Origin of the sequence: Exiguobacterium sp. SH0S7 (genome assembly GCF_004337195.1) — a bacterium.
Taxonomy (GTDB): Bacteria; Bacillota; Bacilli; order Exiguobacteriales; family Exiguobacteriaceae; genus Exiguobacterium; species Exiguobacterium aurantiacum_A.
Window position 1 is genome coordinate 255,712 of record NZ_SJVA01000002.1, and the last position, 21,425, is coordinate 277,136.

A 21,425-nucleotide genomic window follows, 5' to 3' on the forward strand; every position below is an offset into this window, starting at 1 on the left:
GGAGACACGGTCAATTTCGACCGCGTCTCCTCTTTCTTTCGCTCATCGCCACCACTCGTCATAGAGCGACGCCGGCATATGGTGCTTATGGCGCGACCGTTTAAAGATCGTCTCGATCCGCTCGGCGATAGCCGGGTCGACGGCTTTCCCTTCTAAGTAATCGTCGAGCTGGTCATACGTCATCCCCAGTGCGACTTCATCGGGAAGACCCGGTTTGTCGTCCTCGAGGTCAGCCGTCGGCACTTTATAGATCAGACTCTCGTGCGCTTCGAGCTCATGGAGCAACGCTTTTCCTTGGCGCTTGCTCAGTCCCGTGAGCGGCGTCAAATCGGCTGCCCCGTCCCCGTGCTTCGTATAAAATCCAGTCACATACTCTGCCGCATGGTCAGTCCCGACGACAAGCGCCCCGAACGTCGCCGCGATGTCGTATTGGACTTTCATCCGTTCACGCGCTTTCGTGTTCCCTTTATGGAAATCGCCGAGTTCGAGCGTCGTCGCTTGTTTGAACGCCTCGACCGAAGCATCGACGGCAGGCTTGATGTTGACGGTGAACGTCTTGTCAGGCCGGATGAAATCGAGCGCTCGCTTGGCGTCGTCTTCGTCATGTTGTTCGCCGTATGGGAGGCGCACCGCATAAAACGTATAGTCGCCGCCGGTCTCAGCCCGCAACTCTTCCATCGCGTGTTGGCATAACTTGCCCGCGAGTGTCGAGTCTTGCCCACCTGAAATACCGAGAACGAGTCCTTTCGCCCCCACACGTTTGACGTACGTTTTTAAAAAGTCGATTCGTCGACGGACTTCTTGAACTGGATCGATGTGCGATTTCACATGAGTCGACTCGATGATGTGTTGTTGCATCTTTCATTTCCTCCTTGTTTGTAAGTCGGTTTGCCCTATTGTCTGACAATCTGGTTTTGTCGTCAATACGTTTGGTTATCAAAAAAAGACGGAAACGTGAGTTTCCGTCTAACGGTTATTGAACGCGGAACGATGCGACGTCTCCGCCGATCGGTGTCATCTCTAGGAAGAGCGACTGTCCTGATGTCGGCTCCTCATCTAATAACACACCGAACGTGAAGCCGCCGGCCGTCGGTTGCGACGCGCCTTGTGCAAACACGTTATGCCCGTCCGAGACGCTCCATTCGAACTCCTCGACGTTCGTGTACCCAGCCACTTCAATCAAATTCCCGTTTCTCTTAATCGAGACATCGCTGAACGCACCGTCCGTCTGGACCGGCTGCTCGCTCGACTCATCCTTCGGTTCTTCAGAAGGTTCTTCTGAAGACTCTTCTGAAGACTCTTCTGAAGGCTCTTCTGCCGGTTCTTCCGCAGGCGGTGCCTCTACCGCTTCAACTGATAACGCCTTTTGATCGGTGGCTGCCATCTCTGGTGCGCCTTCGACTTGAGCGAGGCTGACGAAATCAACCGTATACTCTCCGCTCTCGAGTGTGAGCGGGAACACTTCGTCAAACACTTTCGTCTCACCTGGTTCCCACGTCTCTTCGATAATTGATTCAGTGAACATATATTCGCTGCCGTAATCAAAAACGGTCGTTTCTCCGTTCATGACCGTCAACTGAAAACGTTGCGACGAATTGAAGGTCACCTTGACCGGCTCTTCATTCGGGTTCGTCATCGAAACCGTCGCCGATAATTGTTTTGTGTCGGCATTGTAGCTCGCGTCCGTCTCAAGCGTCAATAAAGCAGGAGCTGCCGACGAGTTCCCGTCCACATCGCTCGGAGTTGCTTCTTCTTTACCACACGCCGCTACCACGAGCATCATCGCAGCGACCACGACTAGCAACCAAGTTTTTTTCACGTATTCCACTCTCCTCAACAAAATAAAAAAAACGTCTATAGCACTAGTGTATACGTTCGTGCAGACGTTTGTAATGGATTTCCCTATATTATTTACCTTTTTTAAGAAACTTTTAAGTTTTCCACGTATTGCTGCCAACCGGTCACGAACAACGAGTCAGCGACATCGATGTCAGAACGAACTTGTGCAGAGATTGAGAACGTCTCACTATGAATCGTCTCAAAAATGACGGTGATCATGCCATCGACCACTTCTTTGTAAGCTACGAGTTCAGTTGTTTCTGCAAAAAGAATCATGAGTGTTGCTCCTTTGTCCAAATAAGATACTTTCAGTGTACCAACGTTATTCAAATAAAAACGTCCTATCGTTCGACAGTCCCGCTCCGAGCTCGACTTGTCTGTCGAATAACTGGTACCGATTGTTAGTCGGTTGGTTGAATTATGTAAGGACAAATGAAAAAGAGAGGGTATTCGCCAAGCGAACTCCTCTCACTTCCTATAACTGTAAAATTGAACAAACCTGACTTGTCGAATGGTTTATTTCGAACGGTTCGAAATTTGTTGCCACACCGTTCCGAGTGCCGTTTCTCCGCTCGTAATTCGCTCTTTGGCGAGACGTGCTTGGAGAGAAACCTCGAACTCACGGTCGTCCTCGGCGATTTTCAAAGCCGGTACGGCCTGCTCGTCACCACAGTCGAACAAGAAGCGGGCGGCCCGCCAGCGGACAAGCTTGCTCTTGTCTTTAAGCGCCTCGATCATCGATGGCTGAGATTTTGACAACGCCCAATCAGAGACGGTGTCCCCCGCGGTCCGTCTCACGATCGGTGACGGATCGACAAGTGCCTGCTCGATATAAGTGACGTACTGTTCTCGATTTTCTTCGAACATACCAATCATGACGACCGCTTGACGCCGGATGGCCATAACTTTGTCCTCGAGTGCCCGGCGAAAATAGACCATATTCTCCGGAACAATCTCAAGTTCGTCCAAGAACGCCAGTCGCGCTTTCCAATCATCTGACTGAAGCTGATTCGCGTTCGTCTCGTAGTCGGCCTCACGTCCAAACGCACGAGCGACGATGCGGATGACCCGCTCCTCTGGGTACGCCGCTTCAAGTTCTTCTTGGGCGACAGCACTCACGTCTTCGAGTTCCCCGTAACGCGGGGCTTGTTCGACCCAGCGGCGATCTTGAATGACGTTTTTCACTTGCTGCTGTACCTGCATCGCTGCGTCGACAAAACGTTTAGACAAACCGACCCGTTTCTCCTCGTCGCCTTTGACGAGTTTCAGCTGCATCGGGACGTCTAATACGAACTGAACCGATACGTGGACCGGCTCATAGTCTGCCGTCAACTGGCTCGCTTCTCCTTCAGCGACGTCTTCGCCGAACGCACGACGGATGTCGTTCATGACGTCGTGCCAATCGTGTTTCGGATGCCGTTCGACCGCTAAAAAATCAGAGACGGCGTATACCGATTTGACGCCTCGTAATGCGATGATGTCTCGGATCGTCTCCGGGACGTCCTGACTCGCCTTGTCATATGTGATCCCGCGGCCAGAAAAAGCCGGTTCGACAATGATCTTTAAATTGTTCGGACTTGGTGTTGGTTCAATTGCTACAAGTTTCATCTTCATCACCTCACACCAATCGTGACGAAAACAACAAAAAAACGCAAGCGAGTCGCTTGCGTCGTGAACGTCAAAATAGGGCGATGAACTGTTGGAGGGAATAGCGCTCTCCTTCGACGTCGAACGTGTCATCTCCAGCGATCGGTTCTAGGAAGAAGCGTTTCTCCCCGTCCGCTTTCACGTAACCGAAGATGTGGTTCGTCTGATAAAATAATTCCACAATCGTGACCCGGCCGAACGTCATCCCGTCATTGATGACTGCCTGGTCCCCTAACTCGCCGCCGTTGTACAGTTCGATATACGTTTCCATGTGTTGTCGCTCCCTTTGTGTTTGTTTTCACAATTCATTTCTATCAGACAAAGGTCGTGACTTCAAGTTATTTTTTTGCGTTACGCTTCCAAAAATCAATCCAATTGTAATACTCAGATAACACTCTATCAATTTGTTGGATTGATGGTTCATGTTCAAGTCCTTTAGCACCAATCTTCTCTTTGCAATGCGTGATAAAGATTTCGTTTCCTGGTAAAACGTTTGCCCGATTTGTGGCAAATACTTGTCGGAGGTGGACTTGGCACCTTACCGTCCCGAGCATGCCGGGTGAGGCGCCGGCAATCATGACCGGTTTATCACGAAGCGGCGTTCCCGGTTCGAGCGATAGCCAGTCGATCGCATTCTTTAAGACGCCGGGTATGCTGTGATTGTACTCCGGGGTAACGACGAGCAGACCGTCCGCTTCTCTGACCACTTGCTTGAACGCGACAACGACGTCCGGTTCATCCGGGTCAATCAAGTCGTCATTATAGAGCGGCAATTCGATTGATGCGACCTCCACGTCAAACCGATCACGACCGAGTTCGATGATCGAATGAAGTAGCGCCGTATTGAACGATGCTTTACGCAAACTGCCTGATACGGCGATCAGTTTGAACTTATGCACCGAGCGCACTTCCGCGTCGAGCCAAGCGTTAATGAGTTGCGCTTCGGTTTCTGGCGCCTCCATCATCCCCATATGACTGGCTTGCACCGTCTGTTTTGTATGACGCTCCGCCCCCATGAAAGCTCGTTCCGCGTCCATGTTCGGATCTTTCGAGCCGTAAATAAACAATCCGGGCAGGTTCGTCTCGCGCATCGTTCCTGTCTCATCATTCCGGTCCCGAATCGCTTCTTGAGCTGAGATGATTCCTTCTTTCGACATGTTGAAGCCGATCCGTTTAGCACGTTCGATGAGTGTCTGATCAGAATCCGGGGCGAACACGCCTGGGATCATCTCGTCGATGAACGGATGGACACCTTCTTCAATCACTTTCTCAATCGCGGCATTTCGTTTCGCCTTCGCTTGATCCGAATCCGCGCCGGCCGTCGAATGAATCAACCCGAAGCCCGATAATTCATCCGGATAGCGTCGAACAAGGTTCGTCGTGATGTATCCGCCGAACGAATGTCCCAGTACGACCGGACGATCGAGCTCGCGCAAACGAATCTCTCTGATCACCCAATCCGCGAATTGATCGATCGTCTCGGGACCCGATTCGGTGTCATCATGTCCCGGAAGCGTCAATGCGTAAACATCCGCTTCAAGCATCGGGACAAGCTCGTCAAAATAATCCGGTGACCCACATAGGCCATGAAGCAATACAACTTGTCTCATCGTCATCTCCCTCTCTGTGACCATTCGTCTTTTAGTAAACGGTACATCGTCAAGTCCATAAAACGGCCGTGACTGTAAGCATAGTCGTGCAGCAAGCCTTCCTCGGTGAAGCCGAGCTTTCGTACTAACCGATTTGACCCATCGTTCTCTGGTGCGACGAGCGCCGAGATCCGGTGAAACTTGAACTCGTCGAACCCGTACCCGATGACGGCTGTCGCCGCTTCATAGGCGACACCTCTGCGCCAATGACTAGGCGCGACTTCAAATCCGATTTCAGCCCTGAAATATTGGGGCGTCCAGTTATGAAAGCCGATCGTCCCGACGAGCTCATCGGTCACACGGTCACATATCGCCCATCGAATTGCTTTCCCTTGTTGAAATTGATCTTTAAAATAGGCGATGACATTCTTCGCCTCATACACGGCAAGCAACGGATCAGATCCGTAATAGCGCATGACTTCCTCGGTCGAGAGGATCACGTAGAGTGCCCGCGCGTCCCTAGGCTCGAGTTCTCTCAGGATAAAACGATCTGTAGCGAGCTCTGGAAAACTCTTCTTCAACCCCCACATGCTGAACCCGCCTTTCTTCTACCTTTTCTCTAATTATACCTAGTTTTCCTCAAAAACCATCATCTCAATCATCTCGACCGCTCCAATATGGCACACTCGGGACGGATTTGCTAAAATCAAATTGTAGTGACTTCGAACTGAGGGGATTAATATGTCAAAACAGTTGTTCTACATTAAACAAGACCGGGAACTACAACGTTTTACCCTTCATGGGGTGACACTGACGGATGTCGTCGAAGCGTTATCAATCGCCCGACCGATGATCATCTGTCGAACAGACATTAAAGGGATGAGACAATCATCCCGGACGAGGTTTCGCTATATCGAGGCACACGAACTCTCAACGTTCTCGACGAAATACTTGAACAACCAGACGAGTTTCACCGCCATCGACTTTCCCGACTATAATTTACTCGAGTCATTATCAGACCATGAGATTGCGGAAATCTTGTTTTTGAGCCATATGGAACGAGGCCTGAAAGCGCCGTTCCTTAACTCGATCCAAAATGAGATCGCTTATTTCAACGAGTCGAACGATCGTCACAGTAGCCTCTACATAAAAGACTGGTCGACGATCAATCAGTTCCTGCAAAGCGTGCTTCAAAGTAAACTCGACCGTGACATCCGTAATATCAGCTTCGTCCCGATCCCACTGCCTGTCATCGATGAAATCGTGGCTTTATCCCCACAAGGGCTGATTATCGATTTCGACCATACGAAACGCAGTCTGTTCAATCGACAAGTCGCCATCTCGTTTTACGTCGCCGGACGATACGAGGACATGTCTGTGCTTGAAGAAGACTTTGACGCCAAAAAGGAATCGATCGCCTTAAAAGGGCAATTGACCTATCGCCGCCGAGCATGGGAAATCGAACGATTTTAAGTTCATACGTGTATGAAAGTCAAAAGAGCCTGTAAAATTCAGGCTCTTTTTTGCTATCGCGCTCGTCTTTATTTCGTTCCAAATCGCTTTGTCTAACGACTTTATCGTTATTTTTAAAAATTGATAACAAATTGTCTTAATTTTTCGTTAAATTAAGTCTTTTCTTTTAACGACAGGACGTTATACTAGGAATAACCTTCTGGAGGGACGGAAGGCAATATAGAGAAAGCGAGGTGAAAATCTATTCATCTGTCGATGGATAGATCTACGAAATGGAACAACTGAAAGTACAGGGAATTTCTTCGTTCACCAAGTTTGCGACGAATGGAAACATGCTGAAATTAAAAGACGCAATTGCCGGCGAGCAGCGGATTTCGCTTCAAGAAGCGACCGATATTCAAGTCTCGATGCTCGACGAGGACCATTCGCGCTTCACTATATTCGGTCAGTCGCGCCCACTCGTGGAACTGACCCTTCCTCACCATTCTTGTGAAGTGTTATATGCATGGCTGCTTCACAAATTAAAACGACAAAAAATCAAATTGGCTTCAAACGCTTAATAAAAGCGCGTCCTCATGAGGGCGCGCTTTGTTCATTCCTCCGATAGATGGTGACGCCCCCATGTTTGGCAGCGCCCACGACTTGGAACAACCATTCTTTCTCAATCAACAGTGACCGGACTGTCAAAAATTCGTCTTTCGGTACGAGCAACTCATCGATTGAGCCGTCGAGTAACGCTTTGACCTTTTGTTCCCACTCGTTCATTTTGCTTCATTCCTTTCCTTCTGCGCTTCGTTCGCCCAGGCAAATAAGTACTCACCCGTTTGAATCGCGTCTCCCGGTACGAACAGTTCCATCGGCACGTGTGCATGCGACGGAATCTCTCGATTGATTGCGAGCACGACCGGTTCACCGAGTGCTGCTTCGATGTAGCCGGAAGCAAACGTGATCACTTCATCCGCAGACATTGTTCCCTCGTTCGCAAGAGCCGCTGCATAGGCCGCGTCCATCTCATTTTCTTTCAAAAGAACACGTCCGTGCTCGAGCAACGCGAAAGGTGGCTTCGCATCGACATGAAACACCTCAAAGGCGCGATAACCCGTTTCATCACATGATAGGAGCGGAACGAAGCGGCGTTGTCCCGTCCATTTCTTCAATTGAAACAACGTCCGCATCGACGCAAACGACTTCGCGCCAGTCGCATCTTTTTCGACCAATATCGTCGGCGAACTAGCCGCGTCCGCTTGATCTCTTCCTATAAACAACCAACTTTCGACTTCAGATACGAGTATCAACGATTCTTCCTCCCTATGATCCATTCCGACCAGGCAATCACCGTGAACGCGACGAGCCATCCGCCCACGACGTCACTGAAATAGTGAACGTTTAAAATGACCCGGCTGAACGAGACGGCTACGAGTAAAACGACGAGCGCCGCGACCCAAACGGGCGAGTACTTTCGCCGGTATAAACTAAAAGCGAACAAGCCGTACAAGGCGAGCGAACCCGAGGCGTGCCCGCTCGGAAAACTATACGTCGTCGCATCGAGAGCGGCATCGATGAGCGGCCGGTCGATCCCGTACACTCGCTTCAATAGTTGCGTCAAAACTAACGTCCCGATGACGACGAGCGGTAATCGAAACGCTTCAAGTTTGTCCCCGCGCCATAAACAATAAAGCATGCCGACAAAGGTCAGGGCGATCAACACCTTCACACTGCCGAGTTCCGTCACATAGGCGAACAGCGGGCCAGACAACGGCGCGACAATCCGATAGACGAACCCGTCGAGCGAAGCCGCCCCACCTAAAATGACAATCACCGAGACGATGGCGAAGCCAAGCGTCCCGGCGATTGTCAGTGTTTTTGCGCGATGCATCAGTATAATCCTTTGCGTTCACGCATCTCGTCTTCACCGAAATCGTTCATGTCGCGCAACCGGTGCGCGAGACGGCCCGATGCGTTAGCCGCAATCGCACCGACAAGGTCGTCCATGAACGTATGAACTTGACCGTCGTCCATCTTCGTATCGAGCTGCTTGATGATCCCGATCTTCGCTTTATCTAAGTAACCGAACGTCGTGACGGCAATCGATCCGTACGTGTTGACGGCCCCGATCGCGATCGTCTCATCGACGCCGAATAAACCTTCATCTGAAGCGACGATTGAAAGGAGCGGTTCTGACAACTGCCCTTTTTCGGCTAACATATCGAGCTCTGAGCCGACGAGAATCGCGTGTTGGAGTTCGCGTTTCTCAAGGACGGCCTCAACCGACTCGATGCAGTCTTTTAATGATAAGTGCGGTGAATAAGGCGCCTGCATTTGGTAGACGATCTCTGCGATCGATTCGATCGATACGCCCCGTTCAATCAAACGGGCCCGTGCAGCCTCTGTTACGTCTCGTGAGTGTGGTACTTGTTTCATAATTGTTGCGGGCAATTACCCGCGTCACATCCCTTCATCTCGAGAACAGCATGTCTCGAAGTACTCATTCTCTATTATACTGAAAACTTTAAAAAAACACTAAGCCCACTTTGACTTCATTCGATAAATCGGTCATCATAAACTAGTAGACCATTCATAAAGGGGGAACTGGAATGAAGATTGGGGTAGTCTTATTTCCATCAAAACAAGTGCAAGACTTCGCCAACTCGTATCGAAAACGGTACGATACGAAGTACGCTTTGATTTCGCCACACGTGACGATCAAAGAACGTACCGAAGTCGACGAAGCCGAGTTACCAAAAGTGCTCGAGTATTTACAACAAATCGCTGAAACGACGAAGCCGATTCAGTTGAAAATCGACGGTGCCCGCTCGTTCGCGCCGACGAACAACGTCCTTTACTTAAAAGTGTTGCCGACGCGCGAACTCGAAGCGCTACACGCTCGTTTACACGAAGGTGCACTCGATCAGCCTCCGAAGTACGAGTTCCTCCCGCACATCACGATCGGACAAGACTTGACCGACGCCGAGCTGTTCGATGTGCTCGAACGGATGCGGATGGAACAAGTCCATTTTGAAGAGACGATCAACCGTATGGCCGTCATGTACGAGCTCGAAAACGAAACATGGAACGTCTATGAGACGTTCCGGTTCCGAGGTTAATATTATACGCTCCGGTCGACGAAACGACCGGGGCTTTTTTCTTGTTCAGCTTCTAACCATTCTTCTTGACGCGGAATAATCCGCTGGACCCGCTGGATGCGAGTGACCGGTTCGATGTTCGCCCGTTCTGTCGGTTGGACCTGGCGATTCCCGTATTGGACGACCGTAAAATCAATCTGATAAGGACCCATGATCTTCCCTCCCTCACAAGTCCTTACCCCAAACGGTTACGCTATAATACAAAAAGAGCGCATTTACGCGCTCTTTCCCGAACTTATAAAATATGGTAGCCGCTGTCGACGTGGATGACTTCTCCCGTGATGCCACTCCCCATACCCGATAACAAGAACAGACCGGTCGAAGCCACTTCTTCGGCCGAGACGTTCCGGCGCAGTGGTGCCTTTTGCTCGAGCTCAGACAAGATGCTGTTAAAGTCACCGACGCCTTTCGCCGACAACGTCCGAATCGGTCCAGCCGAGATTGCGTTGACTTGTACGCCTTGCGGGCCGTATTCGTTCGCCAAATATTTGACGCTCGAATCGAGCGCGGCCTTAGCGACACCCATCAAGTTATAGTTCGGTACGACCCGTTCCCCTCCGAGATACGTGAGCGTGATGACCGAGGCGTTCTCTGCGAAGTAAGGTTTTGCCGCCTTGACGACCGCCGTCAAACTATACGCCGAAATATCGAGCGCTTGCGCGAACTGACTGCGCGTCATCTCCGAGAATTCACCGCGCAACGCTTCTTTATCCGCGAAAGCGATTGAATGTGCAATCCCCTGAATGTTACCCGCCTGCTCATGGATCGAGCGGAACGTCGTGTCGATCGCTTCATCGTTCGTCACATCACACTCAAGCAACAGTGCTTCTTGGCTCAATTCAGCAGCAAGTGATTCGAGACCTGACTTGAAACGTTCGGACGCATAAGTGAGCACGAGCTTCGCCCCTGCCGCGTCGAGCGTTTTCGCGATCGCCCAAGCGATCGAGCGTTTATTGGCAATCCCCATGACGACGTACGTCTTGTTCGTTAACGTTGGATAAATTGACATTGTGAACTCCCCTTTTTAGTACCTGGTTATAACATCTGTTATCAGATTACAGAATGGTGTCTGTTTTGTCAACCGCCTCGTAACGTATTGCGATTTTTTATAGTTACGGTAAGATAAAATACGTATAGAAAGGGTGAGACGACTTCATCATGAACCGCATTCAATCTTATTTAAAAAGTTTAGACACGACACTTCTGACAATCGTCTTCTTCTTGATGGTCATTAGCCTAGGTGCCATTTACACGGCACAACCGATGTTGCCAACACGATTACAACATATTAACTTCGCCTTCGATCAAGGAATCCGTTATATCATCGGATTCGTCGCCATGTTTGCCATCATGACAATCGAATACGAACAGTTGCGCAAAATTCATTGGTATCTCTACTCCTTTGGTTTGTTGCTTTTAGTTGGCTTAATTCCGCTCCGGGATACCACACTCGTTCCAAATATTAATGGGGCGTATGGATGGTATAATGTGCCTGGTTTCAGTTTTCAACCAGCTGAATTTATGAAGTTGTTTTTACTGATTTCCATGGCTACGATCGTCTACGACCACAATAAACGTTACGGTTCGTCTCAACAAGATGCGTGGCTGTTAATGAAACTAGTATTACTGGCTATCCCACCTCTTGGGCTGATTGTCACGCAACCAGACTTAGGGACCGGGCTTGTTTTAATCACGATGCTCGGTGCCATCATCATTGTGTCAGGAATCGGTTGGAAGTGGTTGCTCGGTCTATTTAGCGCTGCCGCCTTAACAATCGGTGGCTTCATGTACCTGTTCTTCTCGCATTTCGAGTTGTTGCAACGGTTCGTGCCGGGTCATGCCTTGAATCGATTTCAAGCATGGATTTACCCATATGAGTACTCTGACGATTTAGCGTTCCAGTTGATCAAATCGCTTCAAGCCATCGGTTCTGGTCAAATGTTCGGAACTGGCTATGGTCAAGGTTTAGTTTATCTACCAGAGTCGCAGACCGATTTTATTTTTGCCGTCATCGCTGAACATTATGGTTTTATCGGTGCAGCAATCGTGATCATCGTCTTCTTCTTGTTCTTATATCGGATGATCCATATCGCGCTCGAAGCGAGCAGCCCGTTCGGAAGTTACATCGTGACCGCCGTCATCGCCATGTTCACGTTTCAGATCTTCCAAAACATCGGTATGACAATCGGTGTCCTTCCGATCACCGGCCTGACCTTGCCGTTCATCAGTTACGGGGGTACCGGGATCATCATGAACATGATTGCCATCGGACTCGTCATGAACGTCGCCTCGAAATCGAAATCGTATATGTTTGACGACGATTAAACATAGCCCCGCACTCATTTGAGCGCGGGGCTATGTTTTGTTCACTCGTGTTCGAGTTGAAAGTCGTCGGGGTAAGCCGCTTCGATTACGATACTCTCCCCTGTCAAAGGATGATCGAACGCGGCAGACGAGCTGTGAAGCGCGTGACGGGCGATCACGGGACGTCCGCCATACATCGTATCCCCGAGTAACGGATGACCAATGTGGCGCATGTGGACGCGTATCTGGTGGGTCCGTCCGGTCTCGAGTTGAATCGTCAACGCCGTATAGTCACCGCGCGACTCGACGTGACGGACGTGTGTGACGGCTCGTTGCCCGTCGTCTGTGACGACGCGTTCCATGATCGAGTGTTCGGCCCGACCGATCGGCGCATCAATCGTCTGTCGTTCGACTAGTCCTTCGACGAGAGCGATATACGTCCGGGACAAACCACCTCGCTTTTGAAGTTCGCTGAAGCGATGGTGCACGTATGCATATTTAGCGAACAAGACGACACCAGACGTGTCCCGGTCGAGCCGATTGATCACATGAATCGCCGAGTGCAATCCAATTCGTTCATAGTAACCTAGCACAGCGTTCGCAAGCGTGTCGTCAGGATGAAGCCGAGACGGGATCGTCGCGATGCCTGCCGGCTTGTCGACGGCGAGCAAATAGTCATCCTCGTAGATGACCGTGAGCGGACGCCGTGAACGGACCATCGTCTCCGCTGGCTGCTCAAGCGGAAAATGAACCGCAACTTCATCGCCGCTCGACACATCAAAGCGAACAGTTCGCGGCTTCCCGTTCACTAAGATGAGGCCACCGTGTTTGACTTGCGTCAACATCTTGCGTGAGATGCCACAATCCCCCATCAAAAAGTCGCGCAGCGGGACGTTCGTCTCCGCGACACGACGTAATGTAAAACCGTACATATGTTACTTCCCTTCCTCGATGAACGATTCGCGCACCCGACGCCAAAACGGGAACGGACGGAACCGGGCGAACGTCACTTTTTCTTTCGCGACCGCGCAACGGATCGACTGGACGTTCGACCACGACAGTGCTTCCTGATGGTCGAACGCGAGCTCAAACTCCGTTTTCGTATGCGGCTTGATTTTGACTTGGTGGTGCTTCGGCAACAACAATGGTGAGCCGATCGTCCTGTAGACGAGATTATTGATCGACGCCATCTCGGTCACTTGGATCGCCTCGATCGATGGATGGACGATCGCACCGCCGAGCGCTTTATTGTAGGCGGTCGATCCGGACGGTGTCGAGATGCAAAGACCGTCTCCCCGGAACGTTTCAAAGTAATCGTCACGGATCGACAAGTCACACACGAGCGTGCGCTTGTAATTTTTAATCGTACACTCGTTCATCGCCAACTGCCGCTCGGTCGTCCCGTCCTCATAGTCGATCAACACTTCGACGAGCGGATAAGATACCGGTTCGAACGACTCGCTCGTGATCATCTCTGTCAATTCATCGAGCTCGTCCGGTTGCCAGTCGGCGTAAAAACCGAGATGGCCCGTATGGATGCCGACGAGAAGGGTGTCGTCTAGCCGGTCGACATATTCATGGAACGCCTGTAGCATCGTCCCGTCCCCACCGACCGAAACGACGATCCGAGGTTGTTCCGAGACGGAATGTCCCGCCCCGGTCAACTTGTCTGTCAACTCACGCGCAATCTCCGCGGAACGCGCATCTCCCCTTGACACAATCGCAAACTGCATACACTCACCCCCTAGTCTTGGTCCGTTTGGACGTTCATTTCTTTATCACGAAACACTTGCTGCGCATCTTGAATCTCGACGCGGAGCTGACTCATCTCAGCATCGAGCAGAAACGCCGCCTCCGCGGCCCGGCGCAGCCGTTCTTGGACTTCTTGCGGCATGTCGCCATCGTATTTATAGTTCAACGAGTGCTCGATTGTCGCCCAAAAGTTCATCGCGAGCGTCCGAACTTGGACTTCAACGAGCGTTGGGAATTCCCCGTGGATCGTCTGGACCGGGTATTCGATGATAATGTGATACGACCGATAACCCGATTCTTTTTGATTCGTGATGTAGTTCCGTTCCTCTACAATTTTAAAGTCGGTCCGGTGGTGCAACAGCTCGAGGACCTGTACGATATCATCAACAAATTGACACATGATTCGAAGCCCGGCGATGTCTTGCATCTCGGTCGACAAGTGATCATAGGCGATCTGTTTGCGTTTCGCTTTCTCGAGGATGCTTCCAACCGGCTTGACCCTGCCGGTGACGAACTCGATCGGAGAATGGTCATTTTGCGAGTTGTATTGCTTACGGATCGCTTTAAACTTCACTTTCAGTTCATCGACCGCAATTTGATACGGCACTAAAAATTGATCCCAGTCCACTGCTTGCATATGCTGTCACCACTTTCGTTCGTTTCGGAAAACCTTGCTTTTTTCCGTATGTATCCGATTGTATGGTATCATAAACCAACAATTGTTCATAGAATGGAGCGATGACGAATGACCCAAGAAGTGGAAATTGAGTTTAAATCGATGCTGACGAAGGATGAGTATGAGACGTTGCTCGAATCGTATCAGTTATCCGACCAAGTCAAATGGCAAGCCAACGATTATTTCGATACGCCCACGTTTGAACTGCGCAGCCAAGGCGCGGCCTTGCGCATCCGTGAGAAGAAGAGCGGTCAAGTTTTGACACTCAAACAACCGCACGATGTCGGACTGCTCGAGACGCATGCACCGATCGATGAAAAAGCGGCAGAAAATTTGTTCAAGTACGGCATCGTCCACGACGAACAGATGAAACAAGCCCTCGCCACGTTCAATTTGACCGGACCGCTCGAACATTTGGGCCGGCTCGAGACGAAGCGTGCTGAAATCGAGACGTCAGACGGTCTGCTCGTGCTCGATGAAAGTCATTATTTGGAGATTTGTGATTACGAAATAGAATTCGAAGTGACGGACGAAACGGCAGGCCGAATCGCGTTTGAAAAGCTGCTCTCGAGCCATAATATCCCGTTACGTCCGGCCAAAAATAAAATCGTCCGATTCATGGAAGAAAAGATGGGACGGAGTGAAGGTTGAGCAGATACGTTGCCAACCTTTTTTTTTCGTTGCTACAATGAGCATACGATATATTTGATTTTGTTTACGAGAGGAGGCGACACAATGGAACTTGAACAATGTAATGAGTCATCCTGTTCACTGGAAGAATCTTCTATCCAAGTAACATATAAGCCATTAGAGTTATTCTATTTCATGGACATCTCTGATCCCGACGGTTTTCACGTGATGACACTCATTAAAAAACTCGAGCTCGAATACGGGCACTTGATTCGTTTTCGGATGGTCTCGACAGTTCCTAGTTGTGTTGGCGGATGTCAGGAAGAGGTTCGCCTTCTCACGATGATCAAGGCTATGGAATTACAAGGGAAACGACATGCGATGCGTTTTTTGCGTCACCTTCATATTAACGACGCCTTTACGAAGGATGCTTCTAATGATGCCGACCTGTGGGAGATCGCGCGCTCTTACGCTGGATACGGACTCGACATCGATGAGTTGGCGGCAGATATGCAGTCGAATCAACTCTTGAGCGCCCTCGCTGTCGACCATCAAATATTAAAAGACTGGGAAATCGAATCGCTTCCTGCCATGACGTTCGTCACTCGTGACGAGGCGCTCAAAATCGAAGGCGTCTATCCTTACGACGTGTACCAATCCGTTATGAGTGAACTGCTCGGATACGTACCGAATCGGCAAACCGGTTGGAACGTTGAAAAAGTGTTACGTCACTACGACGCCTCGACAATCACTGAGCTCGCGTTCATCTTAGAGCTCGACAAGCCGGTCATCGAACGGGAACTGAAAAAACTGTCGCTCCAGCAACGTTGCCGCCCCGTCCCCGGATGCAGCGGTCAAGCATGGGCCACACAAAAATAAACGGATACAAAAAGAAACCCACGGCCGGGGAGCCGTGGGTTTTTGACGTCTCAAGCGGGGACAAGAGACGCCGATCTTAACACCCGGGGAAGGTGTCAAGACGGGAGAAAGTTTACGGTCAATAAAGGGGTTTGTGATTGATTTCACACTTATAATATAACCATAGGCTCGCCTATTGACAAGCACTTTGTTCATATTGTCACATAATGTTCACGCACGTGCGCGATTACGAAAACAGGAGTGATTCCATCTCATCGAGGACGGATTCAAACTGATCGAGCGCCGCTAACACAGGTGCTTTCGTCGTCATGTCAACGCCGGCCGCCTTCAACACCTCGATCGGGTAATCGCTCGACCCCGCTTTTAAGAATTTGTCGATATAACGTTTAACGGCAGGCGCACCTTCGTCCATGATTTGTTGCGACAACGCCGCTGACGCCGAAATTCCTGTCGCATACTGATATACATAGTAGTTGTAATAGAAGTGCGGGATACGGGCCCACTCGAACGCGATCTCTTCGTCGATGACGATGTCGTCGCCGAAGTAACGCTTGTTCAACTCAAGATACGTCTCGTTCAAGTATTCTGGTGTGAGCGAGATGCCACCTTGGGCCGCTTGATGGATCTTATGTTCGAACTCGGCGAACATCGTCTGACGGAACAGCGTCCCCCGGAACGTCTCGAGTTGATTGTTGAGCAAGTAAAGGCGCTCGGCTTTGTCCGTCCGTGTCTTCAACAAATAGTCGTTCAAGAGCGCCTCATTCGTCGTCGAGGCGACTTCTGCCACGAAAATCGAATAGTCCCCATACGGGTACGGTTGCGTGGCACGCGTGTAGTGACTGTGTACCGAATGACCGAACTCGTGGGCGAGTGTGAACAAGTTATTCACGTTGTCTTGCCAGTTCATCAAGATGAACGGTTGCGTGTCGTACGCGCCAGACGAATAGGCACCGCTACGTTTGCCGCGAGTCTCCCGGACGTCGACCCAACGTGAGTCGAGACCGTCTTTGACGATTTGGACGTACTCGTCTCCGAGTGGAGCCAGACCTTTGACCATGAGCTCTTTCGCTTCTTCATAAGGCACTTTCATCTCGACGTCTTTGACGAGTGGCGTGTAAAGGTCATACATGTGCACTTCGTCTACACCGAGCGCTCGTTTACGAAGCGCGACATAACGGTGTAACAGATCGAGCCGTTCATTCACCGCTTCAACGAGTCCATCGTATACCGATTCAGGAATCGAGTTGTTGTGGAGTGCCGATTGACGCGCACTCTCAAACTTGCGCACCGTCGCATAAAAGTTGTCCTTCTTCACGCTCCCAGACAGAGTTGACGCGAACGTGTTCAAGTATTGTTTGTACGTCCCATACATCGCTTTGAAAGCCGTCTCACGCACGCTCCGGTCTGCCGACTCTAAAAACGTAATGTAACGACCGTGCGTCAGTTCGACTTCTTCTCCTTGCTCATTCTTCACTTTAGGGAATTTCAAATCGGCGTTGTTGAGCATGCCGAACGTCGAACTCGATTGTCCGAGCACGTCTCCGGCTTGGGCGAGGATCGCTTCTTCCGCTTCCGTCAAGACGTGGGGCCGCTCTTGCGCCAACTCATCGAACGCATGACGGTAGACGGTCAACCCTTCGTGGCCGCCCATGAACGCAGTGATCTCACTTTCGTCGATGGCGAGCAGTTCTGGTGTCATGAAGGCAAGTTGAGCCGAAATTTGAGCGGCGAGTGACCCGGCACGGTCGTTCAGCGCCTGATAATGGCTGTTGGCCGTATCTTCGTCATAGCGCATATGGGCGTATGTATACAGCTTATGCAGTTGACGCGAGATTTCGTCACGGAGCTGCAGCGCCGCGTAAAGTGTCTCGGCCGACTCCCCGAGTTTCCCTTTGAATTCAACGAGTTCAGGGATTCGGGCTTTGAGTGTCTCAAAGTCTTGCTCCCACGCTTTGTCGTCTGCATAGATGGTTTCTAAGTTCCACGTCTCCTCGACGGGTACTTGTTGTCGTGTTAGTACTTCTGACATATGTCCACTTCCTTTTCTCAGTTTATATACGATTTCGCCATGAATCGCTGAAACCCTTGAAACAAACGAATATCGTCACGAAGTGCTGCTTCGAGCGTGACTGGGACTTGCCAGTCGATGACGTTTTCTGACAAGCCGAATACGTTCAAGAGTTGTCTCCATTGTAACTGAAACGAAGAAACAAAGTCGCTTGTCGGGGTCGCGTTGAACTGACGGCATGTCTTCTCGATGCTAAAAGCGAGCGAATCCTTGGGCGCTTCCCATCGATTTAAATACAAGACCGTTTGAAATTCGAACGGATGAACATGAACACCCCACAGCGCCGGGAGCGGCAAATAACAGACCGTCGGCAAAAGTGACGGTAACATGCCGAGCGGATAGAGACGATTCAAGATCAGCCGTCTGTAGAGCGGCGTCGGATAAGGCGGCGTCATGCGCTTACGCCGCACGAGTTGAATCCATCGGTGCGCATCAAACCGATAAAACGGCTCAAACGGCGAGACGTCAAAAGATGTCGCTGGCACCCACGCACCTTGTGCCCGTCTGAGCGAGATTGGACACCCGACGAACCGGTACAACGCGTTCTTGACCGGAACGATCAGCGTGCGCCGCCGTGCGATCTCGTACCTCATCCACGGTGAGAAGGACGGCACCGGTTCAAGGCGTAATCCGCTCGCGATCCAGATGACGGCAAGACCGTTTCGCTCATAGTGTCTCGTCCGTTCTACGTAAGAATCGATTGCTAGCGGTGAGGCCTGTATTTCGACGACGAATGACGACCCCGCTTTTGTCGCGACCAAGTCAGCCCGTCTCCCGTTCAGATCCACTTCTTGCTCGACATCATATCCGCCCGCCTGCAGCCATTGTCTGACGCCCCATTTATCGGTTCGGTGACCAGCCGACTCTCCGCTCCCACACGTTTGAACGTGAGAAAAATGGAGCCGTCGTTTCGCTCCTCGTTTGACAATGACCCGTTCTCCGCACTGTGGACATGAAAAAGGGGCAGCCGGTTCGATTTGCCTCCGACTCAACGTATGGGCATCGACGTACTCCCCTGTCTGATCGATTGCGAACCGCATCCCGCTTCCCCCTCATAATAATGGTGAAAACATTCGTGCCAAAGATTCAACGAGTTTGATGAAATAAGATCGTTCTGCGAACGCGCCCAATTCCAACTCGTGAGACCCTTCAAAATCTTTGTAGATGTCTTGCTTGAGCTGATGAACCGAGTTCGTGTTGTACAGCAGTGCGTTCACTTCAAAATTGAGATGAAAACTGCGGAAGTCCATGTTTGCCGTCCCGATCGTCGCCAGGCCGTCATCGATGACGATGACTTTCGAGTGCATGAATCCTTCCTCGTACAAATAAATCTTGACGCCAGAGCTGAGCAACTCCTCATAATAAGATCGGCTCGCATAGAAGACGATTTTATGGTCCGGGAAGCTCGGTAAGACGATGCGGACATCGATCCCCGACAAAGAAGCTGTCTTCAACGCACTCATAATATCCTCGTCAGGAATCAAGTACGGTGACGAGATGTACACCGATTTTTTGGCGGCGTTGATAAGTGCGAAATAAATCGACTTCATCGTCTCGTACGGCTCGTCCGGTCCGCTGGCGACGATTTGGACACCGCCGCTCGCGCTACGTACCGTCTCGAGCGGCTCTAGGTAGAACGGCGTGAACAAGCGCTCACCCGTCATATAGTACCAGTCTTGCAGGAAGATCAGCTGCAGTTCCGATACCCCTTCCCCTCTGACGTAGAGATGCGTGTCACGCCAAAATCCGAACTTCGTATGCTCCCCTAAATACTCGTCCCCGACGTTCAAACCGCCTGTGAACGCTTCGGTCCCGTCGATGACGACGATTTTCCGGTGGTTCCGGTAGTTCGTCTTGCTCGAGACGAGCGGTAAGACGACGGGAAAGAACGCCTGGACGTGGACACCAGCTTGTCGCATCTCTTCGAAAAAAGAACTGCTCGTATGGATCGATCCGACCGCATCGTACAAAAACCGGACCTCGACCCCTGACCGCGCTTTTTCAATCAAAATACGTTGAATTTCCCGAGAAATACGATCTTCCCGGAAAATGTAGTACTCGAGGTGAATGTGACGCGTCGCCCCGTTCAAGGCTGGCAATAGTTTCGAAAACTTTTCTTTTCCGTTCGTGAGGATTTGTGTATACGTGTTCGACGAGACGGGTAATTGATTCAATGAAGACGTTAAGTGGAGCAACTTCTCATAATCATCGTGCGGAAACATGAGCGATGGCGAGAGTGTCATCGCTTTTTGCCGATAAGCGAGATACGTTTCTTCATCCAACATCGCCTTCTCATTGAACATGCGTCTCCGCCGATAGTTTTGACCGAAGACGAAGTATGCGAATAAACCGACGACCGGAAATCCGAGCATGACGATTGCCCAGATGAGCGTTCGTTGCGGATTACGGTTCTCGAGCAAGATGACGAGCAAGATGCTAAACGTCGTCAGAAAGACGAGGATCGTGAACAGCCCAATCACTTGCGAGCTCCAGTAATAAGATAATACGGCAATGAGCCCTGCGAGCAAAAGAAGGGATAATAGTACTTGTATGCGTCGCAACATATTATAAGCTGACCCCGTTTCTGTCATGTATTATCATTAATTATACATCGGAACGATATCTTTTTGAGGGGAGTGGAGAAAATATGGGGACTTTTCTAGTGACGGGGGCGACGAGTGGCATCGGTCGTGCGGTCGCCTTACGGTTAACGGAAGAAGGACACGACGTCTTAGGCGTCGGACGTGATGAGACGAGAGGTGCGACACTCGAACTCGAATCGGATAACACGATCACGTTCCTGAAATGTGATTTATCTCAAGCTGACGAGGTCGAGGCGCTCATGGATCGCCTCGTAGCCGATCAAGTCGTCCTGCACGGAGTATTCAACAACGCCGCGACGTTCGGTCGTCCCGGTACGCCTGAACGGTTGCCGGCCTCTGCTTTTGAGGAAGTATTCGAACTAAACGTGTTGGCGACAAACCGCCTCATTCAACGCGCGATTCCGCTCCTCGCGACTGGTTCAAGCGTGGTCAACAATGCAGCGATCGTCGGACACGTCAAGTTCCCGCCGATGCTCGGTCCATACGCCGCTTCGAAAGCGGCCGTCATCGCGCTGACGAAGACGTTCGCCCATCGGATGAAAGGAAAGATTCGTTTCAACGCCGTCTGTTTCGGACCGGTCGATACGCCGCTCAGCCATAAGCTGTACGGCGGCGAGGCGAAATTCAAAGACGCGATGAGCCATCATTTCCGCGGGAATGCCGCTTCACCGGAAGAAGTCGCACCGGTCGTCACGTTTTTATTGAGTGATGCATCGAGCTATATTAACGGCCAAGCCATCACCATCGACGGTGGCTACAGCCTGTCTTGAACGCGAAAAGGGGTCGTCTACGAATTAGACGGCCCCTTTCGCTTTTGTGCGA

26 protein-coding genes are annotated in these 21,425 nt (G+C 50.8%); 7 read left to right on the forward strand and 19 right to left on the reverse strand.

Annotated elements, in window-relative coordinates; genetic code table 11:
• Positions 1–42: 42 nt before the first annotated feature.
• The 7 genes from nadE to EVJ22_RS05035 all read right to left on the reverse strand — a co-directional run bounded on the left by nadE (position 43) and on the right by EVJ22_RS05035 (position 5,665).
• Complete coding sequence (gene nadE / locus EVJ22_RS05005; RefSeq protein WP_131443416.1) at positions 43–858, reverse strand: ammonia-dependent NAD(+) synthetase; 816 nt, start codon at positions 856–858, stop codon at positions 43–45.
• Between the two features lie 115 nt (positions 859–973).
• A complete protein-coding gene (locus tag EVJ22_RS05010; protein ID WP_233589608.1) occupies positions 974–1,819 on the reverse strand; it encodes a BsuPI-related putative proteinase inhibitor in 846 nt (281 codons plus the stop codon).
• Between the two features lie 101 nt (positions 1,820–1,920).
• Positions 1,921–2,115 (reverse strand): hypothetical protein, encoded by a 195-nt coding sequence (locus tag EVJ22_RS05015; protein ID WP_035386520.1) that lies wholly within the window; start codon positions 2,113–2,115, stop codon positions 1,921–1,923.
• A gap of 240 nt (positions 2,116–2,355) precedes the next feature.
• Positions 2,356–3,447, reverse strand: a complete 1,092-nt coding sequence (locus EVJ22_RS05020) for a virulence factor (RefSeq protein WP_071399511.1) — start codon at positions 3,445–3,447, stop codon at positions 2,356–2,358.
• A gap of 70 nt (positions 3,448–3,517) precedes the next feature.
• Positions 3,518–3,757 carry a hypothetical protein gene (locus EVJ22_RS05025; RefSeq protein WP_070327611.1) on the reverse strand — a complete coding sequence of 80 codons (240 nt, stop codon included), beginning with the start codon at positions 3,755–3,757 and terminating at the stop codon, positions 3,518–3,520.
• 67 nt (positions 3,758–3,824) lie between these two features.
• The gene (locus EVJ22_RS05030) at positions 3,825–5,096 is read right to left on the reverse strand and encodes an alpha/beta fold hydrolase (protein ID WP_071399510.1); all 1,272 of its coding nucleotides are present in this window, start codon (positions 5,094–5,096) and stop codon (positions 3,825–3,827) included.
• A 2-nt stretch (positions 5,097–5,098) separates the two neighbouring features.
• Entirely contained in the window at positions 5,099–5,665 is a 567-nt protein-coding gene (locus EVJ22_RS05035; protein ID WP_070327613.1) for a GNAT family N-acetyltransferase, read from the reverse strand.
• Between the two features lie 151 nt (positions 5,666–5,816).
• On the opposite strand from EVJ22_RS05035, the gene EVJ22_RS05040 reads away from it, so the two are divergent.
• Both EVJ22_RS05040 and EVJ22_RS05045 read left to right on the forward strand, forming a co-directional pair.
• Entirely contained in the window at positions 5,817–6,548 is a 732-nt protein-coding gene (locus EVJ22_RS05040) for a hypothetical protein (protein WP_131443417.1), read from the forward strand.
• A gap of 272 nt (positions 6,549–6,820) precedes the next feature.
• The gene (locus EVJ22_RS05045) at positions 6,821–7,108 is read left to right on the forward strand and encodes a hypothetical protein (protein ID WP_070327615.1); all 288 of its coding nucleotides are present in this window, start codon (positions 6,821–6,823) and stop codon (positions 7,106–7,108) included.
• A gap of 13 nt (positions 7,109–7,121) precedes the next feature.
• Here the strand turns inward: EVJ22_RS05045 and EVJ22_RS05050 are convergent, their stop codons facing one another.
• From EVJ22_RS05050 to EVJ22_RS05065, 4 genes are read right to left on the reverse strand one after another with little or no spacing between them, the layout of a single operon-like run.
• A complete protein-coding gene (locus tag EVJ22_RS05050) occupies positions 7,122–7,313 on the reverse strand; it encodes a hypothetical protein (protein ID WP_131443418.1) in 192 nt (63 codons plus the stop codon).
• Complete coding sequence (locus tag EVJ22_RS05055; protein ID WP_131443419.1) at positions 7,310–7,843, reverse strand: hypothetical protein; 534 nt, start codon at positions 7,841–7,843, stop codon at positions 7,310–7,312. Before EVJ22_RS05055 ends, EVJ22_RS05050 begins: the two co-directional genes overlap by 4 nt.
• On the reverse strand, positions 7,840–8,424 hold the full coding sequence (locus EVJ22_RS05060) for a phosphatase PAP2 family protein (RefSeq protein WP_131443420.1): 585 nt from the start codon (positions 8,422–8,424) through the stop codon (positions 7,840–7,842). The genes EVJ22_RS05055 and EVJ22_RS05060 overlap by 4 nt, the downstream gene beginning before the upstream one ends.
• Positions 8,424–8,969 carry a phosphatidylglycerophosphatase A family protein gene (locus EVJ22_RS05065; protein ID WP_070327619.1) on the reverse strand — a complete coding sequence of 182 codons (546 nt, stop codon included), beginning with the start codon at positions 8,967–8,969 and terminating at the stop codon, positions 8,424–8,426. The genes EVJ22_RS05060 and EVJ22_RS05065 overlap by 1 nt, the downstream gene beginning before the upstream one ends.
• 173 nt (positions 8,970–9,142) lie before the next feature.
• On the opposite strand from EVJ22_RS05065, the gene EVJ22_RS05070 reads away from it, so the two are divergent.
• Complete coding sequence (locus EVJ22_RS05070; protein WP_131443421.1) at positions 9,143–9,652, forward strand: YjcG family protein; 510 nt, start codon at positions 9,143–9,145, stop codon at positions 9,650–9,652.
• Positions 9,653–9,654: 2 nt separating this feature from the next.
• Here the strand turns inward: EVJ22_RS05070 and EVJ22_RS05075 are convergent, their stop codons facing one another.
• Both EVJ22_RS05075 and fabI read right to left on the reverse strand, forming a co-directional pair.
• On the reverse strand, positions 9,655–9,843 hold the full coding sequence (locus tag EVJ22_RS05075) for a hypothetical protein (RefSeq protein WP_016510315.1): 189 nt from the start codon (positions 9,841–9,843) through the stop codon (positions 9,655–9,657).
• 83 nt (positions 9,844–9,926) lie between these two features.
• On the reverse strand, positions 9,927–10,700 hold the full coding sequence (gene fabI, locus EVJ22_RS05080; RefSeq protein WP_131443422.1) for an enoyl-ACP reductase FabI: 774 nt from the start codon (positions 10,698–10,700) through the stop codon (positions 9,927–9,929).
• 149 nt (positions 10,701–10,849) lie between these two features.
• Between fabI and EVJ22_RS05085 the strand changes: the two genes are divergently transcribed.
• Positions 10,850–12,016, forward strand: coding sequence for an FtsW/RodA/SpoVE family cell cycle protein (locus EVJ22_RS05085; RefSeq protein ID WP_131443423.1), 1,167 nt, complete (start codon positions 10,850–10,852; stop codon positions 12,014–12,016).
• A 41-nt stretch (positions 12,017–12,057) separates the two neighbouring features.
• On the opposite strand, the gene EVJ22_RS05090 is transcribed toward EVJ22_RS05085, so the two are convergent.
• The 3 genes from EVJ22_RS05090 to yjbM are packed head-to-tail and all read right to left on the reverse strand — an operon-like array spanning position 12,058 to position 14,384.
• On the reverse strand, positions 12,058–12,927 hold the full coding sequence (locus EVJ22_RS05090; RefSeq protein WP_131443424.1) for an RluA family pseudouridine synthase: 870 nt from the start codon (positions 12,925–12,927) through the stop codon (positions 12,058–12,060).
• A gap of 3 nt (positions 12,928–12,930) precedes the next feature.
• Complete coding sequence (locus tag EVJ22_RS05095; RefSeq protein WP_071399500.1) at positions 12,931–13,728, reverse strand: NAD kinase; 798 nt, start codon at positions 13,726–13,728, stop codon at positions 12,931–12,933.
• Positions 13,729–13,739: 11 nt separating this feature from the next.
• On the reverse strand, positions 13,740–14,384 hold the full coding sequence (gene yjbM / locus EVJ22_RS05100; protein ID WP_131443425.1) for a GTP diphosphokinase: 645 nt from the start codon (positions 14,382–14,384) through the stop codon (positions 13,740–13,742).
• A 108-nt stretch (positions 14,385–14,492) separates the two neighbouring features.
• On the opposite strand from yjbM, the gene EVJ22_RS05105 reads away from it, so the two are divergent.
• The gene (locus EVJ22_RS05105) at positions 14,493–15,074 is read left to right on the forward strand and encodes a CYTH domain-containing protein (RefSeq protein ID WP_199749310.1); all 582 of its coding nucleotides are present in this window, start codon (positions 14,493–14,495) and stop codon (positions 15,072–15,074) included.
• A gap of 333 nt (positions 15,075–15,407) precedes the next feature.
• Entirely contained in the window at positions 15,408–15,932 is a 525-nt protein-coding gene (locus EVJ22_RS05110; protein ID WP_233589609.1) for a DsbA family protein, read from the forward strand.
• 226 nt (positions 15,933–16,158) lie between these two features.
• Here EVJ22_RS05110 and pepF read toward each other — a convergent pair whose 3' ends face one another.
• The 3 genes from pepF to cls are packed head-to-tail and all read right to left on the reverse strand — an operon-like array spanning position 16,159 to position 20,564.
• A complete protein-coding gene (pepF, locus tag EVJ22_RS05115) occupies positions 16,159–17,961 on the reverse strand; it encodes an oligoendopeptidase F (protein ID WP_131443426.1) in 1,803 nt (600 codons plus the stop codon).
• 17 nt (positions 17,962–17,978) lie between these two features.
• Complete coding sequence (locus tag EVJ22_RS05120) at positions 17,979–19,040, reverse strand: competence protein CoiA (protein WP_071399496.1); 1,062 nt, start codon at positions 19,038–19,040, stop codon at positions 17,979–17,981.
• A 12-nt stretch (positions 19,041–19,052) separates the two neighbouring features.
• Positions 19,053–20,564: a cardiolipin synthase gene (gene cls / locus EVJ22_RS05125; RefSeq protein WP_070327629.1), complete on the reverse strand. Its 1,512-nt coding sequence runs from the start codon at positions 20,562–20,564 to the stop codon at positions 19,053–19,055.
• An 83-nt stretch (positions 20,565–20,647) separates the two neighbouring features.
• Here cls and EVJ22_RS05130 point away from each other — a divergent pair, with 83 nt between their 5' ends.
• Entirely contained in the window at positions 20,648–21,373 is a 726-nt protein-coding gene (locus EVJ22_RS05130; protein WP_131443427.1) for an SDR family NAD(P)-dependent oxidoreductase, read from the forward strand.
• Positions 21,374–21,425 lie beyond the last annotated feature (52 nt).